The sequence below is a fragment of the Billgrantia ethanolica genome, from assembly GCF_021404305.1.
Lineage (GTDB): Bacteria > Pseudomonadota > Gammaproteobacteria > Pseudomonadales > Halomonadaceae > Halomonas > Halomonas ethanolica.
This window is the reverse complement of sequence record NZ_JABFTX010000004.1, coordinates 118,524-143,190: the sequence shown is the minus strand read 5'-3', so window position 1 is coordinate 143,190 and position 24,667 is coordinate 118,524. Positions and strand designations below refer to the sequence as shown.

At 66.1% G+C, this 24,667-nt stretch carries 23 protein-coding genes; 12 read left to right on the top strand and 11 right to left on the bottom strand.

All coding sequences use genetic code 11. The annotated features are described in order from the left end of the window. Window positions 1-70: 70 nt before the first annotated feature. The 7 genes from HOP53_RS17250 (at window position 71) to HOP53_RS17220 (ending at window position 7,009) form a co-directional block, all read left to right on the top strand. A complete protein-coding gene (locus HOP53_RS17250) occupies window positions 71-1,654 on the top strand; it encodes an ABC transporter substrate-binding protein (protein ID WP_234271182.1) in 1,584 nt (527 codons plus the stop codon). A 66-nt stretch (window positions 1,655-1,720) separates the two neighbouring features. Beyond that, window positions 1,721-2,701 carry an ABC transporter permease gene (locus tag HOP53_RS17245; protein ID WP_234271181.1) on the top strand — a complete coding sequence of 327 codons (981 nt, stop codon included), beginning with the start codon at window positions 1,721-1,723 and terminating at the stop codon, window positions 2,699-2,701. After that, window positions 2,698-3,666 (top strand): ABC transporter permease, encoded by a 969-nt coding sequence (locus HOP53_RS17240; protein ID WP_234271180.1) that lies wholly within the window; start codon window positions 2,698-2,700, stop codon window positions 3,664-3,666. Before HOP53_RS17245 ends, HOP53_RS17240 begins: the two co-directional genes overlap by 4 nt. Then, complete coding sequence (locus HOP53_RS17235) at window positions 3,641-4,747, top strand: ABC transporter ATP-binding protein (RefSeq protein ID WP_234271179.1); 1,107 nt, start codon at window positions 3,641-3,643, stop codon at window positions 4,745-4,747. Before HOP53_RS17240 ends, HOP53_RS17235 begins: the two co-directional genes overlap by 26 nt. After that, entirely contained in the window at window positions 4,737-5,783 is a 1,047-nt protein-coding gene (locus tag HOP53_RS17230; RefSeq protein WP_234271178.1) for an ABC transporter ATP-binding protein, read from the top strand. The genes HOP53_RS17235 and HOP53_RS17230 overlap by 11 nt, the downstream gene beginning before the upstream one ends. A 13-nt stretch (window positions 5,784-5,796) precedes the next feature. After that, the gene (locus HOP53_RS17225) at window positions 5,797-6,558 is read left to right on the top strand and encodes a sulfite exporter TauE/SafE family protein (protein WP_234271177.1); all 762 of its coding nucleotides are present in this window, start codon (window positions 5,797-5,799) and stop codon (window positions 6,556-6,558) included. A 31-nt stretch (window positions 6,559-6,589) separates the two neighbouring features. Continuing rightward, window positions 6,590-7,009 (top strand): hypothetical protein, encoded by a 420-nt coding sequence (locus tag HOP53_RS17220; RefSeq protein ID WP_234271176.1) that lies wholly within the window; start codon window positions 6,590-6,592, stop codon window positions 7,007-7,009. 73 nt (window positions 7,010-7,082) lie between these two features. Here HOP53_RS17220 and HOP53_RS17215 read toward each other — a convergent pair whose 3' ends face one another. The 3 genes from HOP53_RS17215 to HOP53_RS17205 all read right to left on the bottom strand — a co-directional run bounded on the left by HOP53_RS17215 (window position 7,083) and on the right by HOP53_RS17205 (window position 11,075). After that, window positions 7,083-9,239 (bottom strand): TonB-dependent receptor domain-containing protein, encoded by a 2,157-nt coding sequence (locus tag HOP53_RS17215; protein ID WP_234271175.1) that lies wholly within the window; start codon window positions 9,237-9,239, stop codon window positions 7,083-7,085. A gap of 84 nt (window positions 9,240-9,323) precedes the next feature. After that, a complete protein-coding gene (locus HOP53_RS17210; protein WP_234271174.1) occupies window positions 9,324-10,313 on the bottom strand; it encodes a LysR family transcriptional regulator in 990 nt (329 codons plus the stop codon). A gap of 243 nt (window positions 10,314-10,556) precedes the next feature. Further along, complete coding sequence (locus HOP53_RS17205) at window positions 10,557-11,075, bottom strand: Hcp family type VI secretion system effector (protein WP_234271173.1); 519 nt, start codon at window positions 11,073-11,075, stop codon at window positions 10,557-10,559. Between the two features lie 293 nt (window positions 11,076-11,368). On the opposite strand from HOP53_RS17205, the gene dksA reads away from it, so the two are divergent. From dksA to HOP53_RS17190, 3 genes are all read left to right on the top strand, one after another. Continuing rightward, the gene (dksA, locus tag HOP53_RS17200; protein ID WP_234271172.1) at window positions 11,369-11,797 is read left to right on the top strand and encodes an RNA polymerase-binding protein DksA; all 429 of its coding nucleotides are present in this window, start codon (window positions 11,369-11,371) and stop codon (window positions 11,795-11,797) included. Further along, a complete protein-coding gene (zigA, locus tag HOP53_RS17195) occupies window positions 11,797-13,014 on the top strand; it encodes a zinc metallochaperone GTPase ZigA (RefSeq protein WP_234271171.1) in 1,218 nt (405 codons plus the stop codon). The genes dksA and zigA overlap by 1 nt, the downstream gene beginning before the upstream one ends. A 195-nt stretch (window positions 13,015-13,209) precedes the next feature. Beyond that, window positions 13,210-14,535, top strand: coding sequence for a D-alanyl-D-alanine carboxypeptidase (locus tag HOP53_RS17190; RefSeq protein ID WP_267955402.1), 1,326 nt, complete (start codon window positions 13,210-13,212; stop codon window positions 14,533-14,535). A 71-nt stretch (window positions 14,536-14,606) separates the two neighbouring features. Here HOP53_RS17190 and HOP53_RS17185 read toward each other — a convergent pair whose 3' ends face one another. From HOP53_RS17185 to HOP53_RS17165, 5 genes are all read right to left on the bottom strand, one after another. Beyond that, a complete protein-coding gene (locus HOP53_RS17185; protein WP_234271169.1) occupies window positions 14,607-16,055 on the bottom strand; it encodes an ABC transporter ATP-binding protein in 1,449 nt (482 codons plus the stop codon). Beyond that, complete coding sequence (locus HOP53_RS17180; RefSeq protein ID WP_234271168.1) at window positions 16,052-16,879, bottom strand: ABC transporter permease; 828 nt, start codon at window positions 16,877-16,879, stop codon at window positions 16,052-16,054. The genes HOP53_RS17185 and HOP53_RS17180 overlap by 4 nt, the downstream gene beginning before the upstream one ends. Next, the gene (locus tag HOP53_RS17175; RefSeq protein ID WP_234271167.1) at window positions 16,876-17,883 is read right to left on the bottom strand and encodes an ABC transporter permease; all 1,008 of its coding nucleotides are present in this window, start codon (window positions 17,881-17,883) and stop codon (window positions 16,876-16,878) included. The genes HOP53_RS17180 and HOP53_RS17175 overlap by 4 nt, the downstream gene beginning before the upstream one ends. Next, entirely contained in the window at window positions 17,880-19,424 is a 1,545-nt protein-coding gene (locus HOP53_RS17170) for an ABC transporter substrate-binding protein (protein WP_234271166.1), read from the bottom strand. Before HOP53_RS17170 ends, HOP53_RS17175 begins: the two co-directional genes overlap by 4 nt. A 73-nt stretch (window positions 19,425-19,497) precedes the next feature. Continuing rightward, entirely contained in the window at window positions 19,498-20,142 is a 645-nt protein-coding gene (locus HOP53_RS17165) for a DUF1826 domain-containing protein (RefSeq protein WP_234271165.1), read from the bottom strand. 319 nt (window positions 20,143-20,461) lie between these two features. On the opposite strand from HOP53_RS17165, the gene HOP53_RS17160 reads away from it, so the two are divergent. Then, window positions 20,462-21,337, top strand: a complete 876-nt coding sequence (locus HOP53_RS17160; RefSeq protein ID WP_234271164.1) for a DMT family transporter — start codon at window positions 20,462-20,464, stop codon at window positions 21,335-21,337. An 11-nt stretch (window positions 21,338-21,348) separates the two neighbouring features. Here HOP53_RS17160 and HOP53_RS17155 read toward each other — a convergent pair whose 3' ends face one another. Genes HOP53_RS17155 through HOP53_RS17145 form a run of 3 tightly spaced genes read right to left on the bottom strand, consistent with a single transcriptional unit; the run spans window position 21,349 to window position 23,957 of the window. Continuing rightward, complete coding sequence (locus tag HOP53_RS17155) at window positions 21,349-22,221, bottom strand: metal ABC transporter permease (RefSeq protein WP_234271580.1); 873 nt, start codon at window positions 22,219-22,221, stop codon at window positions 21,349-21,351. A gap of 40 nt (window positions 22,222-22,261) precedes the next feature. Continuing rightward, entirely contained in the window at window positions 22,262-23,053 is a 792-nt protein-coding gene (locus HOP53_RS17150) for a metal ABC transporter ATP-binding protein (protein ID WP_234271163.1), read from the bottom strand. After that, window positions 23,046-23,957 (bottom strand): metal ABC transporter solute-binding protein, Zn/Mn family, encoded by a 912-nt coding sequence (locus tag HOP53_RS17145; protein ID WP_234271162.1) that lies wholly within the window; start codon window positions 23,955-23,957, stop codon window positions 23,046-23,048. Before HOP53_RS17145 ends, HOP53_RS17150 begins: the two co-directional genes overlap by 8 nt. A 164-nt stretch (window positions 23,958-24,121) precedes the next feature. On the opposite strand from HOP53_RS17145, the gene mntR reads away from it, so the two are divergent. Beyond that, on the top strand, window positions 24,122-24,604 hold the full coding sequence (mntR, locus tag HOP53_RS17140) for a manganese-binding transcriptional regulator MntR (protein ID WP_234271161.1): 483 nt from the start codon (window positions 24,122-24,124) through the stop codon (window positions 24,602-24,604). The last annotated feature ends 63 nt before the right edge of the window (window positions 24,605-24,667 follow it).

The window sequence follows — 24,667 nt, the reverse complement described above, 5'->3', positions numbered from 1 at the left end:
TTGGCTAAGGTATGGGAGAAACCTCTCCAGGGCAGCTGCCCATCGAACGCTTGATTGAGGAAATAACAAGATGCTACCCAAGAAGACCTTACTGGCCACCGCCGTGATCGGCGCCATGCTGGCCACCGCCGCGAATGCCGAAACCCTGCGCTGGACCCGCTCTGCGGACAGCCTGACCATGGACCCCCACTCCCAGAACGAGGGGCCGACCCACTCGGTCAACCACCAGATCTTCGACACTCTGCTGTTCCAGGACATGGACGTGGCCTACCAGCCGGGCCTGGCCACCGAGTGGCACGTGAAGGAAGACGAGCCCACCGTATGGGTCTTCAAGATCCGCGAGGGCGTGACCTTCCACGAAGGCCAGTCGCTGACCGCCGACGACGTGGCCTTCTCCATCGACCGGGCGCGCCGCGAGCCCGCCGACATGCGCGGTCTGCTGACTTCGATCTCCGAAGTGCGCGCCGTGGATGACTACACCGTCGAAGTGGAGACCCACGAGCCCAACCCGCTGCTGCCCAACAACTTCACCAACCTGTTCATCATGAGCCGCGAGTGGGCGGAAGAGCACGGGGTGGAAGAGGCGCAGAACTACGCCGCCGGTGAAGAGACCTATGCCGTGCGCAACGCCAACGGCACCGGTCCGTTCCGCGTCGAGAGCCGCGAGCCCGACGTGCGCACCGTGTTCGTGCGCAACGACGACTACTGGGGCATCGACCACTATCCGATGGAGATCTCTCGTCTGGTGTTCACGCCCATCGAGTCGGCCTCCACCCGCGTGGCGGCACTGCTCTCCGGTGAGGTCGACTTCCTCCAGGAGACCCCGGTGCAGGACATCGAGCGCCTGGCCAACGCCGACGGCATCAAGAACGAGCAGGGCGCCGAGAACCGCACCATCTTCCTTGGCATGGACATGGGCTCGGCCCAGCTGCGTACCGCCGACACTGACGACAATCCCTTCGCCGACCGTCGCGTACGCGAGGCGATCAACCTGGCGGTGGATGCCACCACCATCCAGCGTGCCGTCATGCGCGGCAACTCCCAGCCGGCCGGCATGATCGCGCCGCCCTTCGTCAACGGCTACAGCGAGGAGATGGACGAGGTTCTCGAGGCGGATACCGCCCGCGCTCAGGAACTGATGGAAGAGGCCGGCTACGGCGACGGCTTCCGCGTCACTCTGCACTGCCCCAACGACCGCTACGTCAACGATGAGCAGATCTGTCAGGCGGTGGTCAGCATGCTGGCGCGCATCGGTATCACCGTGGACCTGGTGGCGCAGACCCGCTCGCTGCACTTCGCCGAGCTGGCGCGTGGCGAGTACGACTTCTACCTGCTGGGCTGGGGCGTGCCCACCATGGATTCCGAGTACATCTTCAACTACCTCTACCACACCAAGGAAGAGAACCACGGCACCTGGAACTTCACCGGCTTCTCCGACGAGCGGGTGGACGAGCTGACCGTGGCCATGGGTCAGGAAGTCGACGAGGAGGCGCGCAACGAGATGATCGCGGAAGCGTGGCAGATCGTGCACGACGAGATCGTCTACATCCCGATCCACCATCAGATGCTGACCTGGTCGATGCGTGACGACATCGACTTCAAGGTGCAGAGCGAGAATACGCCGCACTTCAAGTACCTGAAGTTCAAAAAGTAAACGTCTCTCGAGACGCGCCCCTGGTGGCCACAAGCCGCCGGGGGCATCGTCGTATTTGGTGATCCCATGCTAGCGTTTCTGATCCAGCGCGTACTGCAGGCCATCTTCGTGATGTTCGTGGTCGCGCTCATCTCGTTCTCGCTGTTCCACTACGTCGGCGACCCGGTGCTCAACATGCTCGGGCAGGAGGCCACCGAGGCCGACCGCGCCGCGCTGCGGGCCCAGCTCGGTCTCGACCAGCCGGTGGTGGTGCAGTTCTGGAATTTCATCGTCAATGCCGCTCAGTTCGAGTTCGGCATCTCCTATCGCTCGGCCCGGCCGGTGACCGACCTGATCCTCGAGCGGCTGCCGGCGACCCTGGAGCTGGCCATCATCTCGGCCATTTTCGCCGTGGTCATGGGCATTCTGCTGGGTATCTACACCGCCCTGCGTCGCCGTAGCTGGCTGGCCAACTTCATCATGACCGCCTCGCTGATCGGCGTGTCGTTGCCCACCTTCCTGATCGGCGTGCTGTTGATCTACCTGTTTGCCGTGGAGCTCGGCATGCTGCCGGCCTTCGGCCGTGGCCAGACGGTGCGCATCGGCGACTGGTGGACCACCGGGCTGCTGACCACCAGCGGGCTGCGATCGCTGATCCTGCCAGCGATCACCCTGGGGCTCTTCCAGCTCACCCTGATCATGCGTCTGGTGCGGGCGGAGATGCTCGAGGTGCTGAGCACCGACTACATCAAGTTCGCCCGTGCGCGGGGGCTCTCCAACCGGGTGGTGCATCTGCGTCATGCGCTGAAGAACACCATGATCCCGGTCATCACCATCATCGGTCTGCAGCTCGGCACCATCATCGCCTTTGCCATCATCACCGAGACGGTGTTCCAGTGGCCTGGTGTGGGGGCGCTGTTCATCACCGCCGTGCGCTTCGTCGACGTGCCGGTCATGGCCGCCTACCTGATGATGATCGCGCTGGTGTTCGTGGTGATCAATCTGGTGGTGGATCTGCTCTACTACGCCGTCGACCCGCGGCTGCGCGCCCAGGGAGGTGGCAAATGAGTCAGAACGTTCAGACCCGCGACAGCGCCGCGCCCGTGGTGCCGCCCAAGCCGAGCAAGTGGCGTACCTTCCTCGACAGTGACATCGTCTACTCGTGGAAGCGCCAGCCGGTGGTGATAGTCGCCACCCTGGTGACGCTGATCATGTTCGCCGCCGCGCTGTTCGCGCCGTGGATCGCGCCGCAGAATCCGTTCGATCCGCGTCAGTTGGAGCTGATCGATGCCTTCACGCCACCGATGACCACCTCGGACTTCACCGGCAATTTCTATCTGCTGGGCAGCGACAGCCAGGGCCGAGATGTCTTCTCGGCGATTCTCTACGGCTCGCGCATCTCGCTGCTGGTGGGCTTCGCCGCGGTGATCTTCGCCCTGGTGATGGGCACCGCCCTGGGCCTATTGGCGGGCTTCCGCGGCGGCTGGCGCGACGCGCTGATCATGCGCATCGCCGACGTGCAGCTCACCTTTCCGTCGATCCTGATGGCGCTGTTGATCTTCGGCGTGATCCGCGGCTTTCTGCCGCGTTCGATGCACGCCGAAGTGGCCATCATCGTGCTGATCATCGCCATCGGCCTCTCCGACTGGGTGCAGTACGCCCGCGCGGTACGCGGCGCCACCATGGTGGAGAAGAGCAAGGAGTACGTGCAGGCGGCCCGGGTGATCGGCCTGCCGGCGCGCAAGATCCTGTTCCAGCACATCCTGCCCAACGTGATGCGGCCGGTGCTGGTGATCGGCACCATCGGCCTGGCGCTGGCGATCATCGCCGAGGCCACGCTGTCGTTCCTGGGGGTCGGCATGCCGGCCACCCAGCCGAGCCTGGGCACCCTCATCCGGGTGGGCCAGGATTACATGTTCTCGGGAGAGTGGTGGATCCTGCTCTTCCCCGGTGTGGCGCTGCTGATACTGGCGCTCTCCGTCAATCTGCTGGGAGACTGGTTGCGTGATGTCCTCAACCCCAAGCTCCGATAACCAACGCCCGGCTCAGCTCAGCGCTGCCCCGGTGGCGGGCCACGAGCCTGGCACCGCAGGGCAGGAGCCGGTTCTTTCCGTGCGCCATCTGCGGGTGGAGTTTCCCACCCGCCACGGCACCCTGGTGGCGCTGGACGACGTCTCCTTCGACATCGCCCCCGGCGAAGTGCTGGGTGTGGTGGGCGAGTCCGGTGCCGGCAAGTCGATGACCGGCAACGCCGTGATCCGGCTGCTGGAGCCGCCCGGTCATATCGCTGCCGGCGAAGTCCGCCTCTCGGGCAAGCGCATCGACGATCTTCCCGAAGAGCGCTTCGTGCCGCTGCGCGGACGCCATATCGGCATGATCTTCCAGGACCCGCTGACCAGCCTCAACCCGCTGTTCTCGGTGGGCGACCAGCTGATCGAGACGATCCGTACGCACCTGCCGATGAACGAGCGCGAGGCTCGCGAGGAGGCACTCAAACTGCTGCGCGAGGTGGGCATACCCGCCCCCGAGAACCGCATCGACAGCTATCCGCATCAGTTCTCCGGCGGCATGCGTCAGCGCGTGGTGATCGCCCTGGCGTTGGCGGCGCGTCCCGAGTTCATCATTGCCGACGAGCCCACCACGGCACTCGACGTCTCGGTGCAGGCGCAGATCCTGGCCCTGCTCAAGCGGCTGTGCGCCGACCACGGCACGGCGGTGATGCTGGTCACCCACGACATGGGCGTGATCGCCGAAACCGCCGACCGCGTGGCGGTGATGTACGCCGGGCGGCTGATCGAGATCGGCCCGGTGGACCAGGTGATCCGCCACCCGCAGCACCCCTACACCAAGGGCCTGATGGCCTCGATCCCGGGTATCGCCAAGCGCCTCGAGCGGCTCTATCAGATCGAGGGTTCGATGCCGCGGCTGGCGGCGATTCCCGAGGGCTGCGCCTTCAACCCGCGCTGCCCCCACGCCCAGCAGCGCTGCCGTGACGAGCGCCCGGATCTGATGCCGGCCGGCGGCAGCCGGGCGGCGTGCTGGCTGCACGACCCGGTCGATCCGCTGCCGCCGCGGCAGGACGCAGAGGGAGAGGAGGTGAGCCATGTGCGCTGATACGGCAGTCAAGAAGAGCACCGCGGCGCAGGGCGAGATCCTGCTGGAAGCGCAGGACCTGGCGCGCTATTTCGACGTCTCCAAGCCCTGGCTCAACCGGGTGATCGAGCGCAGCGAACGGCTCACGCTCAAGGCGGTGGATGGCGTGGGCTTCTCCATCCGCCGTGGCGAGACCCTCTCGCTGGTAGGCGAGTCGGGCTGCGGCAAATCCACCGTGGCGCGGCTGGTGGTGGGGCTCTACGGCCTCACCCGCGGCAAGCTGGTGTTCGACGGCGAGGACATCAGCGACCTGGCGAGCCGCACCGGCCGCCAGGCCGCCAGCGTGCGCAAGCGCTTCCAGATGATCTTCCAGGACCCCTACGCCAGCCTCAACCCGCTGTGGCGGGTGGGCACCATCATCGGCGAGCCGCTGCGCTTCTTCCGTCCCGAGATGAGCAGCGCCGACCGCCGCCGACGGGTGGGCGAGCTGCTCGAGCAGGTGGGGCTGTCGGCCATGGACGCCAACCGTTACCCGCATGAGTTCTCCGGCGGCCAGCGTCAGCGCATCTCCATCGCCCGGGCGCTCGCCAACGAGCCGGAGTTCATGATCTGCGACGAGCCGACCTCGGCGCTCGATGTCTCGGTACAGGCGCAGATCCTCAACCTGATGCGCGACCTGCAGGACGAGTACGGGCTGACCTACCTGTTCATCAGCCACGACATGGCGGTGGTCAAGCACATGTCGGACCGCATCGCGGTGATGTACCTGGGGCGTATCGCCGAGATCGCCCCGGCCGATCAGCTCTTCGAGAACCCCCACCATCCCTACTCGAAGATGCTGCTGGCCGCGGTGCCGTCGCTGGAGGGCGTGGGCAAGGAGCGCACCGTGATCCAGGGGGAGGTGCCCAACCCGGTGCATCCGCCTACCGGTTGCGCCTTTCATCCGCGCTGCCCGCATGCCAACGAGCGCTGCAAGGCCGAGATACCACGGCTGATCGCCCGCAGCGACGGCAGCGAGGTGGCGTGTCACGGCGTCGAGGAGGGCAGGCTGCCGTGAGGCGTCCGGCCTGATGCTGGAGCTGCTCTCGCCGCTGTCGGCCGGGGTCAACCTGGCCCTGGTGCTGCTCTCGGTAGTGACCTCGGCGCTCTCGGCGGCGGCGGGTATCGGCGGGGGCACGCTGTTGATCATTGCCATGGCCCAGGTGATGCCGGCCACGGCGCTGATCCCGGTGCACGGCATGGTGCAGCTCGGCTCCAACGGCGGCAGGGCGGTGATGACCTTGCGGCACGTTCGCCGCGACATCGTCGCCGCCTTCCTGCCCGGGGTGATCCTCGGTGCGGTGGTGGCGGCCTGGCTGTTGATCCGCCTGCCTTACGGCGTGCTGGAGCTGTGCATCGCCGCCTTCGTGCTCTACTCCTGCTGGGGGCCGGGCTTGCCCCAGCGGGCGGTGGGGCGCACCGGCACCGTGATTGCCGGCGCGCTCACTACGCTGCTCTCCAGTTTCGTGGGCGCTAGCGGCCCCATGGTCGCCTCGTTCATCAAGCTCGGCATGAGCGAGCGGCTGCCGCGGGTGGCCACCTTCGCCACCTGCATGACCTTTCAACACGCCACCAAGGCGTTCATCTTCGGCTTTGCCGGTTTCGTCTTCCGCGACTGGCTGGGGCTGATGCTGGTCATGATCGCGGCGGGCTTCGTCGGCACCTGGCTGGGCCTGCGTCTGCTGAACCGGGTGACCGACCATCGCTTCGACTTCTTCTTCAAGTGGACCCTGACCCTGCTGGCGCTGCGTCTGATCTGGCTGGGCGTGGAACGGCTATTGGGAGTAGGCTGAAGGTAACGCGCTAGCTGCAAAGGAGGCTGCCATGCGCCGCTGCGTTGCTGCTCTATTCTCGATGCTGTTGCTACTGACGGGCTGTGCGGGCACGAGCGATCCACGTGACTACGCCATCCCGCTGGCACCCGACCGCCCCTTCGAGGTCATGTCGACGGGAATGCGCTACTTCACCTTCACCCTGCAGGAGCCGACCCGCGTGGTACTGGAAAGCGAGACCTTTCCCTGGGACTCCGCCATGGGCGCGCCATCGGGAGAGCTGATGAACGCCGAGGGCGAGGTCGTGGAACGTGACTGGCACAGCGGTGTCGACGGCAACTTCCGCATCGAACGTGAGCTCGACGCCGGTGTCTGGTACCTGCGGGTGACCACCCCCTACGCGGGCTCCCCTTCAGCGTTGCAGGATTACGACTACCGCTACTCGGTGATACTGCGGGTCGTAGATGAGTGACGTCCAGAGCCCAACAAAAAGCCCCGCCAGAGCGGGGCCAAGGTAACGATGCGAAACGGCAGGCGAGTGCCGCTCAGAACTCGTAGGTGGCGGAGAGCCAGAAGCTGCGGCGTGGCATGTAAGAACCGTTGATGGACTGGCCCGAGGTGAAGTACTCATAGGCCGCGTAGGTGTCGCCAGCGTACTCGTAGGTCGTGCCGGTGCCGAAATCGGTATCCAGCAGGTTGTAGACGGTGCCGGTCAGCCGCACGTTGTCCGCCACGCGGTAGGTGGAACTCAGGTTGAACAGCTCGTAGCTCTTGAACTTGTCGCCCACGGCGGCGGCGAGAGCGGCATCCTGGGTGCCGGCCTCCGGCGCGGAGGCAAAGCGGTTGCGGCCGCTGTAGTGCTCGCCTTCCAGGGTGGTACTCCAGCGCTCGTTGATATCCCAGGTCACGGCAGCGGTCAGCTTGTGCCGGGGCGCCAGCGTCAGGCTTGCGCCTCGCGCTTCATCGGATTTGATCTCGGTATCGGTGTAGGTGTAACCGCCGCGCACTTGCCAGGCGGGGTCGAAGCGATAGCGGGCTTCCAGCTCTACCCCTTGGGTTTGCGCCTCGCCGATGTTGATCGCCTGGTCATAGATGCCGTCGGGAATGGTCGGATGCCCGGTAACGGCACGCTCGCTGGCGGTGACGATGCGATCGGTGAAATCGGTATGGAAGAAGGTCGCGCCCGCCGAGAAGCCGGCCAGGTTGTCGTAATGCGCGCCGATCTCGTAGTTGGTGCTCTTCTCCGGCTGCAGCTCCGGGTTGCCGATCAGCAGCCTGGCGCCCTGGGCAGTGACGTTGTTGATGCCATCCCTCAGTTGGTTGAGCGTCGGTGTCTTGTAGCCACGGCTGACGCCACCCTTCAGGGTCCAGCTGTCGTCGGCGTTCCACACCAGATACCCCCGCGGCGTGAAGTGGCCGCTGAAGGCGTCGTGGTTCTCGTAGCGGCCGCCCAGGGTCAGCGCCAGGTCGTCACGCAGCCACCACTCATCCTCGATGAACAGCGCCCATTGGGATTCGTCGTAGCTGTCCGGTGCCAGGTCGTCGGTCAGCTCCGCTTCCATGTACTGGCCGCCGAAGGTGAGCATGTGCGCACCGAGGTTGGTGGTGAACTTGGTGTCGAGCACGGTCTGCTCGTTCTCCAGGGTACGCGGCGAACCGATGATCGGTACGTGGGGCAGGGCGGGATGCGGCGTGCCGGGCCCCGCGTTGGGGTGCGGAATGGTGCGGCCGACGGTCTCGGTGATGGCGTGGGTCACGCTGCTCTCCCAGGTGCCCGCCGCGAAGCGTCCGCTATGCCCCAAGGCGATCTGGTCGCGGTTGAAGCGCATGTGATCGTCGTAGCCGTAGACCTGGTTGGGATTGTTCGGGTTGCTGCCATCGAGGCTACCCAGGCGACTGTCAGTGTTGTCGTACCATTGGCGGGCGCGCTCGGCGTCGAGCCAGAACTCGTTGGTGTCGTCCGGCGTGAGGTTCAGGCGTCCGCCGATGGAGTAGATCTCCCCTTCGGCCGGACGCGGGTCGCGTCCCGTACCCTCCATCAGGCGCTCCGACGCACCGCGGTTGTAGACCCGCCCACGCAGCTGCAGGCCCAGGGTCTCCTCGACCAGCGGGCCGGAAGCGAAGACGCTGAGCGCCTGGGAGTTGGGCTCTTCGCGATGCTGCTGTAAGGTGCTCTCGGCGCTGACCGAGCCGCTCCACTCGTTGGCGACACGGCGGGTGATGATGTTGATCACGCCACCCATGGCGTCGGAGCCGTACAGGGTCGACATCGGCCCGCGAATGACCTCGATACGCTCGATGGCCGACAGCGGCGGCATGAAGCTCGTGGCGGTTTCGCCGAAGCCGTTGGGGGTGACGTCGGCGGCGGCGTTCTGGCGCCGGCCGTCGATCAGGATCAGGGTGTAGTTGCTTGGCATGCCGCGAATGCTGACATTCAGGCTACCGGTCTTGCCCACGCCCGAGCGTACGTCGACGCCGGGAATGTCGGCGATGGCTTCGGCGATATTGGCAAACTGGCGCCGCTCCAGCTCCTCGCGGGTCACAACCGAGATGCTGGCCGGGGCGTCGCGCAGCGACTGTTCGAAGCCGGCGGCAGTCACCACGACGTTGTCGAGGCGGGCGCTATCCTGCGCCTGGGCGGAGAAGGCGAGCGGTGCGCTGGCGACGGCAACGGCCAGGGCGGTGCGACGGGCATGGAGCATGAGATCACCTGCTGAGCATGAAAAATTATTAAATGATATTAATTATCAAACGCAGGTGATTCTAATGCCGAAAGCTCCCTTTGCTCAGGGGGAAGACAGGCAACGTTGCGTTGCGCGACTGGCAACACCTTCGCTTCCGGCTACGCTCGTCGGCTCGAGCTGAGGGGTTGGACCTGGTGTCCATGCGTTCGGTAGCGACTGACGCAGGAAGGCCAGCAGGGCCCTCAGCCGCCGCGGCCGGAAGCCATAGGGGTACAGCAGCGTGACCGGCACGGCCGGTGCATCCCACTCCGGCAGGCAACGCACGAGCGAGCCGGGGTGAGCGCGTTCGCGCGCCTGTGCCAACCAGTCGGACATCAGTCCCAGGCCATGCCCGCTGGCGAGGGCATCGCCATGCAGCATCTGCTGATCGACGCGGAAGCGCGACTCGGGTGGACGAAAGTGGAACTCGCCGCCTTGCCCACGGTGGGTGAGGGTGAGCCCTTGCTCGGTTTCGCCGAGCAGATCGATCCAGGTGTGCCGTATCAGTTCGCGAGGGTGCTGTGGCTGGCCCTGGCGAGAGAAGTAGTCCGGGTGTCCATAAAGGCCGCGGTGGAGCCAGCCCAGCACCTCCTGGCGCAGCTCGCCACCGCGCACCTCCCCCAGCCACACGGTGAGGGCCTGGCTGTCGGCGGTCAGGTTGGGAGTGGCGCAGGTCAGCAGAGTGAGGCGCACCGCAGGATGGCACTCCATGAAAGCGGTCAGCCGAGCGGACAACCAACTGCGGGCCAACGCGTTGTGCGCGACCACGTGCAGCTCGCCGCTGACCTCCTCGTTCAACTCTTCCAACGCCTGTCGGCCCTGCTCGGCAAGCTCGAGAATCTGTCGGCAGTAGACATGAAAGGCGTGGCCGGCTTCGGTGGGCAGCAGCCGGTTGGACTGTCGGCGCAGCAGGGGCTGGCCCAACTTTCGTTCGAGCTGGGCGATACGCCGGCTGAGGGTCGACTTGGCCAGGTCGAGAGCTCGTGCGCTGCGGGTCAGGCTGCCGGAACGCATGACGTGATCGAAGGCGAGCAGCTCGTCGAGGTCATACATGTCGAGTCACCGGAATGTTGCATCAGTCGGAACAGTCTATCTGGCGCTTTCGATAATGCAAAATATTATTATTGGCATTTATTGATTTGCTGCTGGCATCATGAGCGAGTGGGGTGCCTCGGCTTGAGCCGTTACTCATCCTGAAAAACCACGACGCCAGCGCTCGAGAGGAGCGCTGGCGTCGTAGTGCGAACCGTCGCCCCCGCCCGGCGAGCCGGCGGGTGGGGGCGCGGGGCTAGCCGATCAAGACTCGATCGGGGCGCGCCAGTCGTCGGAACCGGAAGTGCCGGCGACGTTGTGTTCCCAGTCGATCTTGCGGTAGGCCAGGGACACGTCCATCAGCTGAGTGAACTCAGCCTTGGTGGTGTCCTGGGCGTGAGGCATGCGCAGGTTGATGTCGACGATGGTGGCGTCGGTCAGGGTGGTGGTGAAGAAGTGCTCCTGCTTGCCCTCGACGGAGGTGCGGTACCACTTCAGCTCCACGTTCGGCAGCATTTCGCCGGAAGCCAGGGCGTTGTACATCAGCGGCACGGCCTTGTTCAGGGCCACGGTGAAGACGAACGGCTTGTGGGCGCGCTGGCCGGAGGGCTGGCCGGACTGCGGGTCGGTGGGCACGGTGACGACGTGCTTGAACTCCTGAACCAGCATCTCGTCTTCGTGGCCTTCCACGTAGATGTTGCCTACGGAATCCGGAGTGAAGGCACCGGCGGTGATGTTGCCCTGGGTCTGGCCCTGGATGCTGATATAGCAGGGAGTCGGCATGGTCTGCTCCTTGACGATGTGAATGAAATGTCCCGATGGACAGTTCGATATGAGCAGCATGTGTGCCATTATCTTTAAAGCCGTTTAAATACAAGCGGTTGTAGTTTTTTAGCGTGAACGAAGCTAATTTGGCTTAGGCAACTTCTTGCCCGGGTCGGGCAAGAAGTTGCCCAGCGGGCAAGAAATTGCCTGGATATTCGGGGAGCTGGATCACAAGCCGTCTTGGCGTAGAGGGTTTGCCATGGGAAATAGTATTGTTATGTTATAACGTCTATTTTCAGGAGAGGATGCCCATGTCGGCCGATCCCGAGGTGCAGCGACTGCTGGCCATGCCCGAAGAGGCATACATGAACGATGAGCAGCTGGCATTTTTCCAGCACCGGCTGGCTGCCGAGCGGGCCGAAGTGGAGGCGCACCTGGTGGAGGTGCGCAGTGCCATCGCCGACAACGAGCGCAGCGGCGACGAGCTCGATCGTGCCGCCGTGGAGGAGGAGCTGCGGCTGCTGTTACGCCAGGCCGATCGCGAGACACGGCTGCTGCGCAAGATTCATCAGGCACTGCGGCGTATCGAAGAGGGCGACTACGGCTATTGCGCCGAAACCGGTCAGCCCATCGGCTTGCCCCGACTGTTGCTCAGGCCGACCGCCGAACTGTGCCTGGAGGCCAAGGAGCGACAGGAGAAACGCGAACATCACTACAGCAAGCAGCGAGGAGACGCGTGATGTCCCATAAGCCACTGCCGGTTACCGTGCTTTCCGGCTTTCTCGGAGCGGGAAAGACCACTCTGCTCAACCATATCCTGGCCAATCGCGACGGACGCCGCGTGGCGGTGATCGTCAACGACATGAGCGAGGTCAACATCGATGCGGCCCTGGTACGAGGCGCGCCGGGCAGTGGCGATGACGAGGTGACGCTCAACCGGGCCGAGGAGCGGCTGGTCGAGATGAGCAATGGCTGCATCTGCTGCACGCTGCGTGAGGACCTGCTGGTGGAGGTGAGCCGGCTGGCGCGGGAAGGCCGCTTCGATCAGCTGGTGATCGAGTCCACCGGGATCTCCGAGCCGCTGCCGGTGGCGGAGACCTTCACCTTCGAGGACGAGCAGGGCCAGAGTCTCTCGAGCGTCGCCCGCCTCGACACCCTGGTGACGGTGGTCGACGGTGCCAACTTCCTGGCGCAGTACCGGGAGGCGAAATCCCTCGCCGAGGCGGGCGAGAGCCTGGGCGAGGAGGACGAGCGCAACGTAGCCGACCTGCTGGTGGACCAGATCGAGTTCTGCGACGTGCTGTTGATCAGCAAGACCGACCTGATCGACGAGGCGCAACTGGCGGAGTTGAAGGCGGTGCTGCGCTCGCTCAATCCCGACGCCGAGCTGGTACCCATGGCCCACGGCCGGGTGCCGCTCGACAAGGTGCTCGATACCGGCCGCTTCAGCTTCGAACGGGCCAGGCTCGCCCCGGGCTGGCTCAAGGAGCTGCGCGGTGAGCACGTGCCTGAAACCCAGGAGTACGGCATCTCGAGCTTCGTCTATCGCGCCCGGCGGCCTTTCCATCCCGAGAAGTTTCACGCCCTGTTGCATGGCGACTGGTTCGGCGGCAAGCTGCTGCGTTCGAAGGGCTTCTTCTGGCTCGCCTCGCGACCTCAGTACGCCGGCCAGTGGAGTCAGGCGGGCGGCATTGCCCATTATGGCTTTGCCGGCATGTTCTGGAAGGCCGTGCCCGAGTCGCGCTGGCCCAAGGATCCGGAGACGCGTGGCTACATCATGGAGCAGTGGGAAGAGCCGTTCGGCGACATGCGTCAGGAACTGGTGTTCATCGGCCAGAACCTCGACGAAGCGCGTATCCGTCAGGCTTTGGACGAGTGTCTGCTGAGCGACGCCGCATTGGCGGATGGTCATCGGGCGTGGGCCGACTTGCCCGACCCCTTCCCCGCCTGGGAATAGCGGGTCTGCATCGCAGAGGTAACGGGCTGTTATTCCAGTTGATTAATAAACGGAAGTTTGATGGAAGCAGCCGGTATATATGCAAAAAAACTCGCTATTCCGGCTGTTAAGCACTTCATTATGCAGCCATACTGAGGCAAGGTCCGCTTTAGAATCGGACCACGGGGAATCAAAAGGGAACCAGAGGTGTTCGTCATGCGCTCCTACAACCGACCTTACCTCGGTGTGGCCATTTTCTTTTTTCTTTTTCTTCAGTTGTTGACGATCGGTTCGGCGCAGGCCAACCCCCGCTATGCGGCCATCGTGATCGATGTCGAGAGCGGCGACGTCCTGCATCAGGCCAATGCCGATGCGACGCGCTATCCCGCCTCGCTGACCAAGATGATGACGCTTTACATGCTGTTCGAGGCACTCGAGAATGGCACCATACGCTTGAACCAGCCGTTACCGGTATCGGCCCATGCCGCTTCGATGCCCGCTTCCAAGCTGTGGCTCGCGGCGGGTAGCACGATCACGGCGGAAGAGGCCATCAAGGCGCTGGTGGTGCGTTCGGCCAACGACGTTGCCGTGGTGGTCGCCGAGGCGCTGGGCAACACCGAGTCCGGTTTCGCCCGCATGATGACCCAGCGCGCCAACGAGCTGGGCATGACCAGTACCGTGTTCCGTAACGCTTCCGGGCTGCCCGACAATGCTCAGGTCACCACGGCCCGCGACATGGCCACGCTGTCGATCCGCGTGATGCAGGATTTCCCCCAGTACTATCACTACTTCTCCACCCAGAGCTTCACCTATCGCGGCACCACCCATACCAGCCACAACCGGCTGCTGCGCAACTATGCCGGCGCCGATGGCCTCAAGACCGGCTTCATCCGCGCCTCCGGCTTCAATGTGGCGACCTCGGCGATCCGTAACGATCGGCGTATCGTCTCCGTGGTAATGGGGGGCTTCACCGCTGCCTCGCGCGACACCCACATGGCCGACCTGCTCGACCGTGGTTTTGCTCGTCTCTCCATGCTGCAGCGTGGCGACTGGATTGCCCAGGCCGATGTGCTGGGCGACAGTATGCAGCTGCCTGACAGCCCACCCCCCTCGGATCGGCAGTTGGCGGCAGCACCCGAGGCCATTGGGCAGCCCGAGAGCGGTGAGCGTCGACTCTCCTTCCAGTCGGAGATGGGGGTCGAGATGGGCTCCGCCGACGATCCGATTCGCGCCCTGATCGCCCAGGCCGACTCACCGCGTGCCACCTATCAGGCCGACATGTCGCGTGCCAGCAGTGGAGGTAACTGGGCGGTGCAGGTCGGCGCCTTCAACGATCCGGATCAGGCACGCCATCTGGCGACCCGTGCCGCCGACCAGCTTGCCGGCTTCATGCGTGACCTGCGGGTGTCGGTGGCGGAGTCGGAGGGTGAGCGACGGGTGTTCCGCGCACGCCTGGTCGACCTGCAGGAGAGCGATGCCCACTCCGCCTGCAACAGTCTGCGCGCCCAGGGCATGGACTGCATGGTGGTGGCGCACTACTGACGCCTGCCACCCCGCCCTTCTCCATTCTCACATCGCCCCGCTCATGCGGGGCGATGTCGTTGGGTGCCCGTTCAGACAAGCTCCGGGGCCGGGTAGAGTGCCTGCCCGGCCGCGCTCACCTGCTCGTCACCGAGGACGATGCGGCGGTCGCAGGTGTGCTCGATCAACGCCGGGTCGTGGCTCACCAGCATCACGCCGCAGTGCCGCTCGCGAGCCAGCTCCACCAGCAGCGCCAGGGTCCGGCGCTGGGTGATGGGGTCGAGGCGCGAGGTCGGCTCGTCGGCGAACAGGAAGCACGGCTCCAGCAGCAGCACCCGCAAAATAGCGAAGCGCTGCAGTTCGCCGCCGGAGATCTCGCCGGGGCGGCGCTCCAGCAGGTGCTCGTTGAGCCCAAGGCGCGCCATCAGCGGGGGGATGGCGCTGCGATCCAGGCGGTGGCGGCGTACCAGGTCGTCGAGCAGCCGGGAGAGCTGCCAGTGGGGCGAGAAGGCTGCCGGCGGGTCTTGGTAGAGCTTCTGAAAGCCGAGCGGATGCCCTGAAGTGCGCTGGATCTTGCCGCCGTCGGCGCGCGTCACGCCGAGCAGCATGTCGCCCAGCGTACTCTTGCCGCAGCCGGAAGGACCGACCACGCCGACGATCTCACCGGGGCGCACCGTGAGGGAGAGTTCGCGGAACAGCTCGCGCCCGCCGCGGGTCTTGGCCAGGTCGGTGGCGGTCACCACCGGCGCCTGGGTCGTTTCGCCGAGCGGTGCCGGGCGTGGCCAACGGCTGGGCTCGGCGTTCAGCAACTCCTGGCCGTACTCGCTTTGAGGGTAAGTGAGCACTTGCTGGGCCGCTCCGCGCTCGATCACCTGTCCCTGGCGCAGAATCACCACTTCGCCGCCCAGGCGGCGGGCCACGTCGATGTCGTGGGTGATGGTGAGCAGAACGCCGCCGCTCTCGGGCGTGCGAGCCAGCAGCTCGACCACGGCATCGCGGCGCGGCGCATCGAGCCCCTTGGTCGGCTCGTCGGCGATGACGATGGGCGCGCCGCCGGCACTGGCGGCGGCAAAGGCCACCCACTGCGCCATGCCGCCGGAGAGTTCGCCGGGCAGCTTGCCGCCGGCCTCGGCCAGGCCCAGCTCGGTCAGATCGGCCCAGGCGGCTTGAAGCGCGGCGCGGCGATCACGCCCGGCCACGTGGCGGTGGCTCTCGGCCACCTGCGCTACGGCACGCATGGTCGGGTCCAGCGCATGCCAAGGCTCCTGGGGCAGCAGCGCCAGGCGTCGGCCCCACAGGGCGCGGCGCGACTTGTCATCGGCGGCATCGAAGGTCTCGCCGTCGATGACGAGTCGCCCCCGCGCGCTCAGGCCGCGGGGCAGCGTGCCCATGATGGCCTGAGCGAGCAGACTCTTGCCCGAGCCGGTCTCGCCGAGCAGGGTCAGCCGGCTACCGGCTTTGAGCGCACAGGAGAAGGGCGCGATGGTGACGCCCTCGCCCTGGATCGTGACGTCTTCCGCCTGAAGTAAGTACGCACTCATCGTGGATCCCTTCCCGCCAGCAGGTTGAGGCTCAGCACCAGCACGAACAGCACCAGGATCGGCTGGGCCATGGCCCAGGGCGCCTCGTGGTAGTAGGGCAGCAGCTCGATCATCATCAGCCCCAGCTCGGCGGTGGGAGGGCGCAGCCCGACGCTGACGAAACCCAGCGCGGCCATGGCGAGGATCGCACTGGCGGCGCCGAAGGCGGCCAGGGTCAGCACCTGCGGCGCCAGCTCGGGCCACAGGTGGCGGCGGAACAGGTAGAGCGGGCCGAAGCCGAGCAGGCGGCTTGCCTCGAGCTGGGGCGAGGCGACCAGCACTCGGGTGCGGGCCCGCACCACGCGGAAGTACTCGATCCACAGCACCAGTGAGATACCGACGTAGAGCGCCCAGAAGTTGCCTGGAGCGATGGCCACCAGCAGCAGCACCAGCAGCAGGCCGGGCAGGGCCAGGAAGGCGTCGGCCATGCTGCCCAGCACGCGGTCGAGCCAGCCACCGCGCCAGCCGGCGATCACGCCGAGAATCACTCCCGGCACGGCGGCACTGGCCACGCTGAGTAGCGCCATGCCCAGCGACAGGCGCACGGCGCTGGCCAGCCGCGCCAGCAGGCTGCGCCCCAGGTGGTCGGTGCCGAGCGGCTCGGCCAGCGTCGGCAGCTGCAGAATACGGGTGAGCTGCTGACGGGCGGGGTCGGCCTCGAACAGCCAGGGCACCAGCCAGGCGAAGGCGAGCAGCAGCGCCAGCAGCGTGGCACCGAGGCGCTGGCGGCCGTTCAGCGTCGGCAGGGCAAGGCGGCGGGAAGGCGTCAGGGTAGAGCCGTTCATGCGCTGCGCCTCCTGGGGTCGAGCCAGTGGCAGAGCAGATCCACCACGGTATTGAGGGCGACGAACATCAGCCCCATCACCAACGCGGTGCCCTGGATCATCGGCACGTCGCGGGCAACGATGGCGTGCACCAGGGCGTGGCCGATGCCAGGCCAGGCGAACAGGGTCTCGACCACCACCACGCCCTCGATCAGGTAGACGAACTGTACGCCGAGGTAGGCCACCACCGGCACCGCGGCGTTGCGCAGGCCGTGGCGCAGGAAGCTCAGGCGCTCGCCCAGCCCCTTGGTACGCGAGAAGGCGTAGTAGGCCGACTGCGATACGTCGGCCATGGCGTTGCGTGCCACCCGGCTGGAAATCGCGGCCAGCGCCAACGCCAGGGTCAGTGCCGGCAGCACGCCGTGTGCGCTGCGGCCATGGCCGGCAGCAGGCAGCCAGCCGAGGGTGACCGAGAAGATCAGGATCAGGATCAGGCCCACGGCGAAGGGCGGCAGGGCGCGCAGCACGCTGGCCGCCACTTCGCTTACGCGATCGAGCATGCCGTTGGGCTTGAGCCCGGCGAGCAGGCCCAGCGGTGGACCCAGCAGCAGCGAGAGAAGAACGGCCAGGGCGGCCAGGCCGAGCGAGTGGCCGAGCTGATGCCACAGCTCGGCCACCACCGGCTCGCCGCTGACCAGCGAGCGGCCCAGGTCGAGTTGAATTAGATCCCACAGCCAGCCGAAGTAGGCGCCGAGCGCCGGCTGGTCCAGTGCCAGCTCGGCACGCACCGCCTCGGCGGCAGTGGTGTTGACCATGTCGTGCCCGTAACGTCCGGCGGCGATGCGGTAGGCCATGTCGCCGGGCAGCGAACGGGTCAGCACGAAGGTCAGGGTGCCGACCACCCATGCCACCAGCCCGGCCTGGAACAGGCGCTGCAGCAGCAGGCCACCAAGGCCTGTCGTCCGGTGAGAGGTCCAGCGAGAAGCCCAGCGCGACGTCGCGCGCGCAGCCTGGTTTTCGCTCATTCTCCCCACCTCAGTTCGTCGATGCGATAGCTGCGCTCCAACGGATCGATGGAGAAACCCTCCAGCTCGGCGTTGACCGCCGCCGTCTGTTGGTACCAAGCCACGGGCACGACCGGCATCGCCTCGTTAAGCCGGCGTGCCACCTGCCCGGCCAGTTCGGCGCGAGCATCCATGTCGGCCTCCTGGCGCAGGGTGTCGAGCCAGGCCGCCACGTCCGCGTCGCGCCAGCCCATGGCGCCCCAGTCGCCGCCCATCGTTTCCGGGTCGGTGCCGAAGTCGTCGAGCAGGGTGCCGAGCGGGTCGGGCACCAGGCCGTAGTTGCGCGCCATCAGGCCTAGCTCCAGGCTGCCGTCGCGGTGCCCGGAAGGGATCTCGCTGGCGTTGCCCACGGCCACCTCCAGTGCCACGCCGATTTCGCGCCACTGATCCTGCAGCGCCGTCGCCACCAGCGGCAGCTCGGGGCGGTCGGAGAAGGTGCGCAGGGTCAGCTGGAAGGGCTGGCCGTCGCGCTCCAGCATGCCGCGACCGTTGGCTTCCCAGCCCAGTTCGGTGAGCAGCTCGCGGGCCCGCTCCACGTCCTGCGCTTCTTCCGCAGCGGTACCCCCATTGGTGTTTAAACCCAAGTGCCAGGGGCCGAGACTGGCCGGGAACAGTTCGGCTGCGGCGGCTTCGGGATGGCGCAGCAAACCGGCGGCTATGCCGACCCGGTCGACGGCCAGGCTCAGTGCCTGGCGGGCGCGCTCGTCCTCGAGGAAGGGGTGTTCGGCATTGAGTTTGAACACGATGGTGCGCGGCAGCGGCTCGGCATGCAGCGCCAGGCGATCATGGCGTGCCAGCCGTGCGCGGCTGGCCGGGTCCAGGGTGAACACCACGTCGGCGTCGCCGCTCTCGGCCATCAGTGCGCGGGTTTCGCCGCGCCCCACCGCCAGATAGCTGGCGCTGCCGATGGCGGGGGTCTCGCCCCAATAGCCATCGAAGCGCTCCACCGTCAGGCGCTGAGGGGGGGCGACCGATGCGACGCGATAGGGACCGGTGCCGATCATCTGGGTGGCCCGCCCCTCGTCGTCGAAGGCGTCCACGGCCAGGATCAGCGTGGTGGAGTGGGCCAGCAGGGCCGGCAGCGGCGCGAAGGGGCTGTCGAGATGCACCACGACGTCGGCGTCTTCGGCTTCGATGGCGACGATGGGCGCCGAGTCGAGTATGCCCGGCTTGGCCAGGGCATGCTCGAGACTCAACGCTGCGGCTTGTGCCGTCAGCGGGCTGTCGTCGTGGAAGGTCACACCCTCACGCAGGGTGAAACGCCAGGTCAGGCCGTCGTCGGAGACCTGCCAGCCGCTGGCCAGCCCAGGGGCCGGCTGACCGTCGGCATCGGTATCGATCAGGGTCTCGGCAACGCGCATGCGGGCGAAGACATAGCCCGAGGTCGAGGGATCGAGGCCGGTGATTTCCCAGGGGGCCACGACCGCCAGCGGGCGGTCGGCCTGTGCTGCCAGGGGCAGCAGCACCAGGCCGAACAGGAGGGGGCGAAGGCATGGAGTCATTGCCGGGCTTCCTCAGGTGGAAAGAACGGATTGCTCAGGTGGAAAGAACAGGTTGCGTAACGGCGGAGCGGTGTCAGCCTGGGTCCAGCGCCAGCAGCAGGCGACGTTCGCCCGCGGCCGGCTGCGGGCTGCGGTGGGCCAGGCCGCGCTCCTCGTTACCGACCCAGCCACAGCCCTTGAGCAGGGCCAGATCGCCCACGGCGAGCTGTCGAATGGCATCGGGATCGGCGACGATATCGGGCTTGTCGGGATGGGGAGCTCCCAGCCCGGCGCGGTTGACGGCGTGCTCAGGCAGCCATTCGCTGGCTGGGCCGGCATAGGTGGTCACGAGACGCACCGGCAGGTTGTCGACGTGGAAGCGCGGGCACATGGCGCCCTCCAGCGTACGCAGACGAATGCCGATGGCTTCGGTGGAGAAGAGGTAGGCCATGGCCTCGGCGATATGACCGACGTCCTCCACCAGCGCAGCGCCGGCCTCGGGGGCAGGGAGTCGACGCTCGAGGTCCTCTTTCATTGCCTGGCCGGGGGCGCCTCGCCAGTGCCAGTCGAGGGAGCGGGTGCCGTTGAGCTGGGCGCGCACGGCCAGGGCGAGGGCCGGGTCGAGCCGTCGCTGCATGACGGCCAGGGTGATGTCGTCGTCGAAAATGCGCGGCAACACCTCAATCTCCTGGCCGAACGCCCAGTGCACCGGAGTATCGAGGGAGAGACGGGGCTGCATGACACCTCCTTGTGAAACTCTATAACATATCATTTATGCTGCGAGACCCGCTCGGCGCGAAGCCTCGGGAGCCGGTTCAGGGTGCTCGCCTGCGGCAAGCGTTCGAACGCTGAGAATGATTCGTTATAACATAACGATTATGGTGTGACCATGCCCCACAAACCTCGCGTCGTTCTGGGTTCGACCTCCGCCCTACCCAATGCGCCATCTTGGGGCATGGCACTTGCCGCCATGCGTTCCACCCGTTAGGTTGTTAACCAACAAACCCCGCCGCCCATCCCGGTCGGCGGGGTGGTTTTTTCCTGTCGGGGGAGGGGCCATGTCGCCGTCATTGAAGGGCATTCTGTTCATGTGTGCCGGCGTACTCTGCCTGGCCATCGGCGATGCCATTGCCAAGTGGCTGGGCGAGGTGCACTCGCCGCTGCAGATCATCTTCTTCCGTACCCTGGTCTCGCTACCGCTGATCGCGCTGCTGGCGCACTACGGCGGTGGGCTGCGGACCCTGGGCACCCGGCGTCCGGGCGTGCATCTGGTGCGGGGCCTGATCTATACCGGCACCATGGTCTGCTTCGTGTTCGGCCTGACCCTGCTACCGCTGGCCGAGGCCACGGCAATCGCCTTCGTGGCTCCGCTGTTCGTCACCCTGCTGTCGGTGCCGCTGCTCGGCGAGCGGATCGATCCACCGGTGCTGGTCGCTTCGCTGTTCGGCTTTCTGGGGGTGTTGATCGTGGTCCGCCCCGGCGGCGATGCCTTTCAACTGGGCTCGCTGGTGCTCATCGGGGCGGCGCTGTTCTATGCGCTGATGATGATCACCGCGCGGCGCTACGGTGCCACTGAGCATCTCTGGGCCATGGTCTTCTACATGACACTGGTACCGCTGGTGCTGACCGCCGTGGCGCTACCCTGGGTATGGCAGGACCCGCATCCCTGGCACTGGGTAGGGTTTCTCGGTGCTGGGGTGGTCGGCATCGGGGCCACGGCTTGCATCACCATGGCCTTTCGCTTCGCCCCGGCGGCCATTGCCGCCCCCTTCGATTACACCGCCATGCTGTGGGCGGTGCTGTTGGGATGGTGGTTCTGGGGGGAAATGCCGGATCTGTGGGTCTTCGTCGGCAGTGTGCTGATCATCGGCAGTGGCCTGGCGATCGCCTATCATGACCGCCGGACCACGCTCAAACGCCGCCCCACCTCCTAATTCCGATTTAGCTAAACCCGATTCAGGCGCCAGCGCCGCCACTGGCGCGCCACCAGGCCGTGCTTGGGAGCTGCCAGCAGGGCGACGAGGAACAGGCCGGAAGCCACCAGTACGATGGCGCCGCCCGAGGCGACGTCCAGCGACACTGAAAGCACCAGCCCCACCACGGCGGAGATGACGCCGACGGCGACCGAGATCGCCAGCATCAGCGGGAAGCGGTCGGTCAGCAGGTGGGCCGTGGCGCCCGGGGTGATCAGCATCGCCACCACCAGGATGATGCCCACGGTCTCCAGGCTGGCGACGATGGTCAAGGTCAGCAGCAGGATCAGGCCGTAGTGGATGAAGCTGGTATTGAAGCCCAGCGCCTGGGCCTGCTGCGGATCGAAGGTGTAGAGCAGCAGCGGTCGATAGGCGAGCCAGATGGTCAGCACGGTCACCAGGCTTGCCGCCAGCGTCAGCATCAGCGCGGTGGTCTGCACGCCCAGCACGTTGCCGAACAGAATATGCATCAGGTGGGTGCTGGTAGCGATCTTGCTGATGATCACGATGCCCAAGGCAAAGGCAGCGGTGAACATCAGGCCCATGGCCGCATCCGCCTTGATCCGGGTATGGCGCTCCAGCGCGCCGATGCCCAGCGAGGTCAGCGCGCCGGTGATGAAGGCGCCGATGAAGAACGGCCAGCCCAGCAGGTAGGCGATGGCCACCCCGGGCAGCACCGCATGGGAGATGGCATCGCCCAGCAGCGACCAGCGCTTGAGCACCACGTAGCAGGAGAGCAGGCCGCAGATCGCTCCCACCAGCACTGAGGTGAGCAGGGCGCGCTGCATGAAACGGTACTCGAAGGGCGCGGCCAGCGGCTCGGGCAGCAGGTTCACCACCAGCATCAGCAGGGCGATCAGGCCATCGATCACCTGGGCCAACGTCTCAAGCTGCGGCACGTGCACCCCCGTAGGCGGAGCCGGAGGCCGCTCCCACCGCCAGGCGGGCCAGCATGGCGTCGCTGAGCATCTCCTCCGGTGTGCCCATGCCGACGACCTGACGATTGATCAGCAGCACGCGGTCGGCATGGCGACGCGCGCTGGGCATGTCATGGGTGACCATGATGACGGTGCGGCCCGCGTCGCGCTGACGCTCCAGCGTGGCGAGAATCAGCGCCTCGCTGGGCGGATCGACCCCGGCCAGCGGCTCGTCGAGCAGCAGGATGCTGGCCTGCTGTGCCAGCGCGCGGGCCAGCAGCACGCGCTTCTTCTGGCCGCCGGACAGCTCGCCGATGGGGCGCTCGGCATGCTCGGCCATGTCGACGGCATCCAGCGCGGCTTCCACGGCCTGGCGGTGGCTGGGGTTGGCCCAGTGGCGCGGCAGCAGGCGCTGCCACAGTGGGTCCTGGCGCATCAGGCCGTAGCGGCCGGTCAGCACCGTCTCGCGTACCGAAATGGGAAACTCCCACTCCATGTGCTCCTGCTGCGCCATGTAGGCGATATGGCCGGCCCTGCGCTGTACCGCTGGGCTTTCGCCAAGGATACGCAGCTCGCCGCGCAGCGGCGTGAGGCCGCCGATCACCAGCTTGAGCAGGCTAGACTTGCCCGCCCCGTTGGGCCCCACGATGGCGGTCCACTCGCCCTGCGGTAGTGCCAGGGTGACGTCTTCTAGCACGGGGTGCTGGTGATAGGCCGCGCTGAGGCGGCGTGCCTCGAGCGCCGGTGCCGTGTCATTCATGAGTGCCTCCCAAGGCCTCGCGCAGCAGCCCGATGTTGTGGCGCAGCATGCCGGCGTAGTCGGGTGCTGCGCCGTCCGGCTCGCTGAGGGAATCGACGTAGAGGGGACCGGCGATTTCTACCTCGGTCTCGTCGGCCACGCTGCGCACGTGGCGGTCGGAAATGGTGCTCTCCCAGAAGATGGCGGCTGGCCGCTTCTCCTCGATCAGATCGACGATGCGCATGATCTGGCGCGGCGAGCCCTCTTCCTCGGCGTTGGTGCCCCAGATGCCGTCGTGCTCGAAGCCGAAGGCATCGGCGAAGTAGACGAAGGCCGCTTCGCTGGTGATCAGCAGGCGCCGTTCCTCGGGAATGTCTGCCAGCGTCTCCAGCAGCTCCTCGTGCAACGCATGCAGCGACTCCTGCAGGGCCTCGGCGCGCGCCTGGAAGGCATCGGCGGCGTCGGGTCGGGCCTCGGCAAGCGTGTCGGCGATCACGCCCACGTATGCCGCCGCGGCGCGTGGGTCCATCCACATGTGCGGGTCGACCTCGCCGGCGTATTCGCCGGTGGCGATCGGCTGAGTGGTATAGCCGCTCTCCTCGGCCAAGGCGACCACCGGCACGCCGCTGCCGACCGTGGCGTTGATCTGCGAGAGCCACTGCTCCAGACCGTAACCGTTGTAGAACACCACCTCGGCCTCTTCGAGGGCGATGAAATTGCTCGGAATCAGCTCCCACTCGTGGACCTCCGCCCCTACCGGTGTGAGCACCGTGACATCGGCATCGTCACCCGCCACGTCGCGCACCAGGTCGCCGATCACGGAGAAGGTGGCCGCTACCTTGAGGGGCGACGTTTCGGCCTGGGCCGAGGTCGACAGGGCTAACGTGAGCGCGCTGAGCAGCAGCAATCCCCTTGGGGCCGGCATCGGTCACTCTCCTCTGTGGCCAGGCGTTGAAAGGCAGTTGTTACGCCGCGGTGAATTTGTAAGCGTATAGACAGTATTTTAGCCAAGGTTAACTTGTAGCGTAGTAGGAAATCTCTATCGAGGTCTTGTTGCTGCCCTATGAGCACTTTGGCTATATTGGCGCGATGACCGACTCGCCGAACGACGTGACCCCGGATCGCCTGCGCAAGGCGGATGCCCTGCCGCCCAGCGACCAGCATGCGCAGCAGTACGCCGCCGTGCGCAACGCCCACGAAACCGAACTTCTCGAAGACTACGTGGAATTGATCGCCGATCTGCTCGAACATCAGGGCGAGGCGCGCTCGACGGATATCGCCGCTCGCATGGGGGTCAGTCAGGCCACGGTGTCGAAGACCGTCACCCGGCTCAAGTCGCTGGGACTGGTATCCAGCAAGCCCTACCGTTCGCTGTTCCTGACCGAGAAGGGCGAGGCGATGGCGGCCATGTCGCATCAGCGCCATGCCATCGTGCTGCAGTTCCTGCGTGCCCTCGGCGTCAACGACCGCACCGCGCGCATCGATGCCGAAGGCATGGAGCATCACGTCAGCCAGGAAACCCTGGAGATCATGCAGCGCTACACCCGCGAACAGGGGGGCCGCGACGCCTGAGGCTCTCTCATCTCAGGCTCTCTCGTCTTAGACCCTCTCACCTCGGGCCCATCACCACCTTCA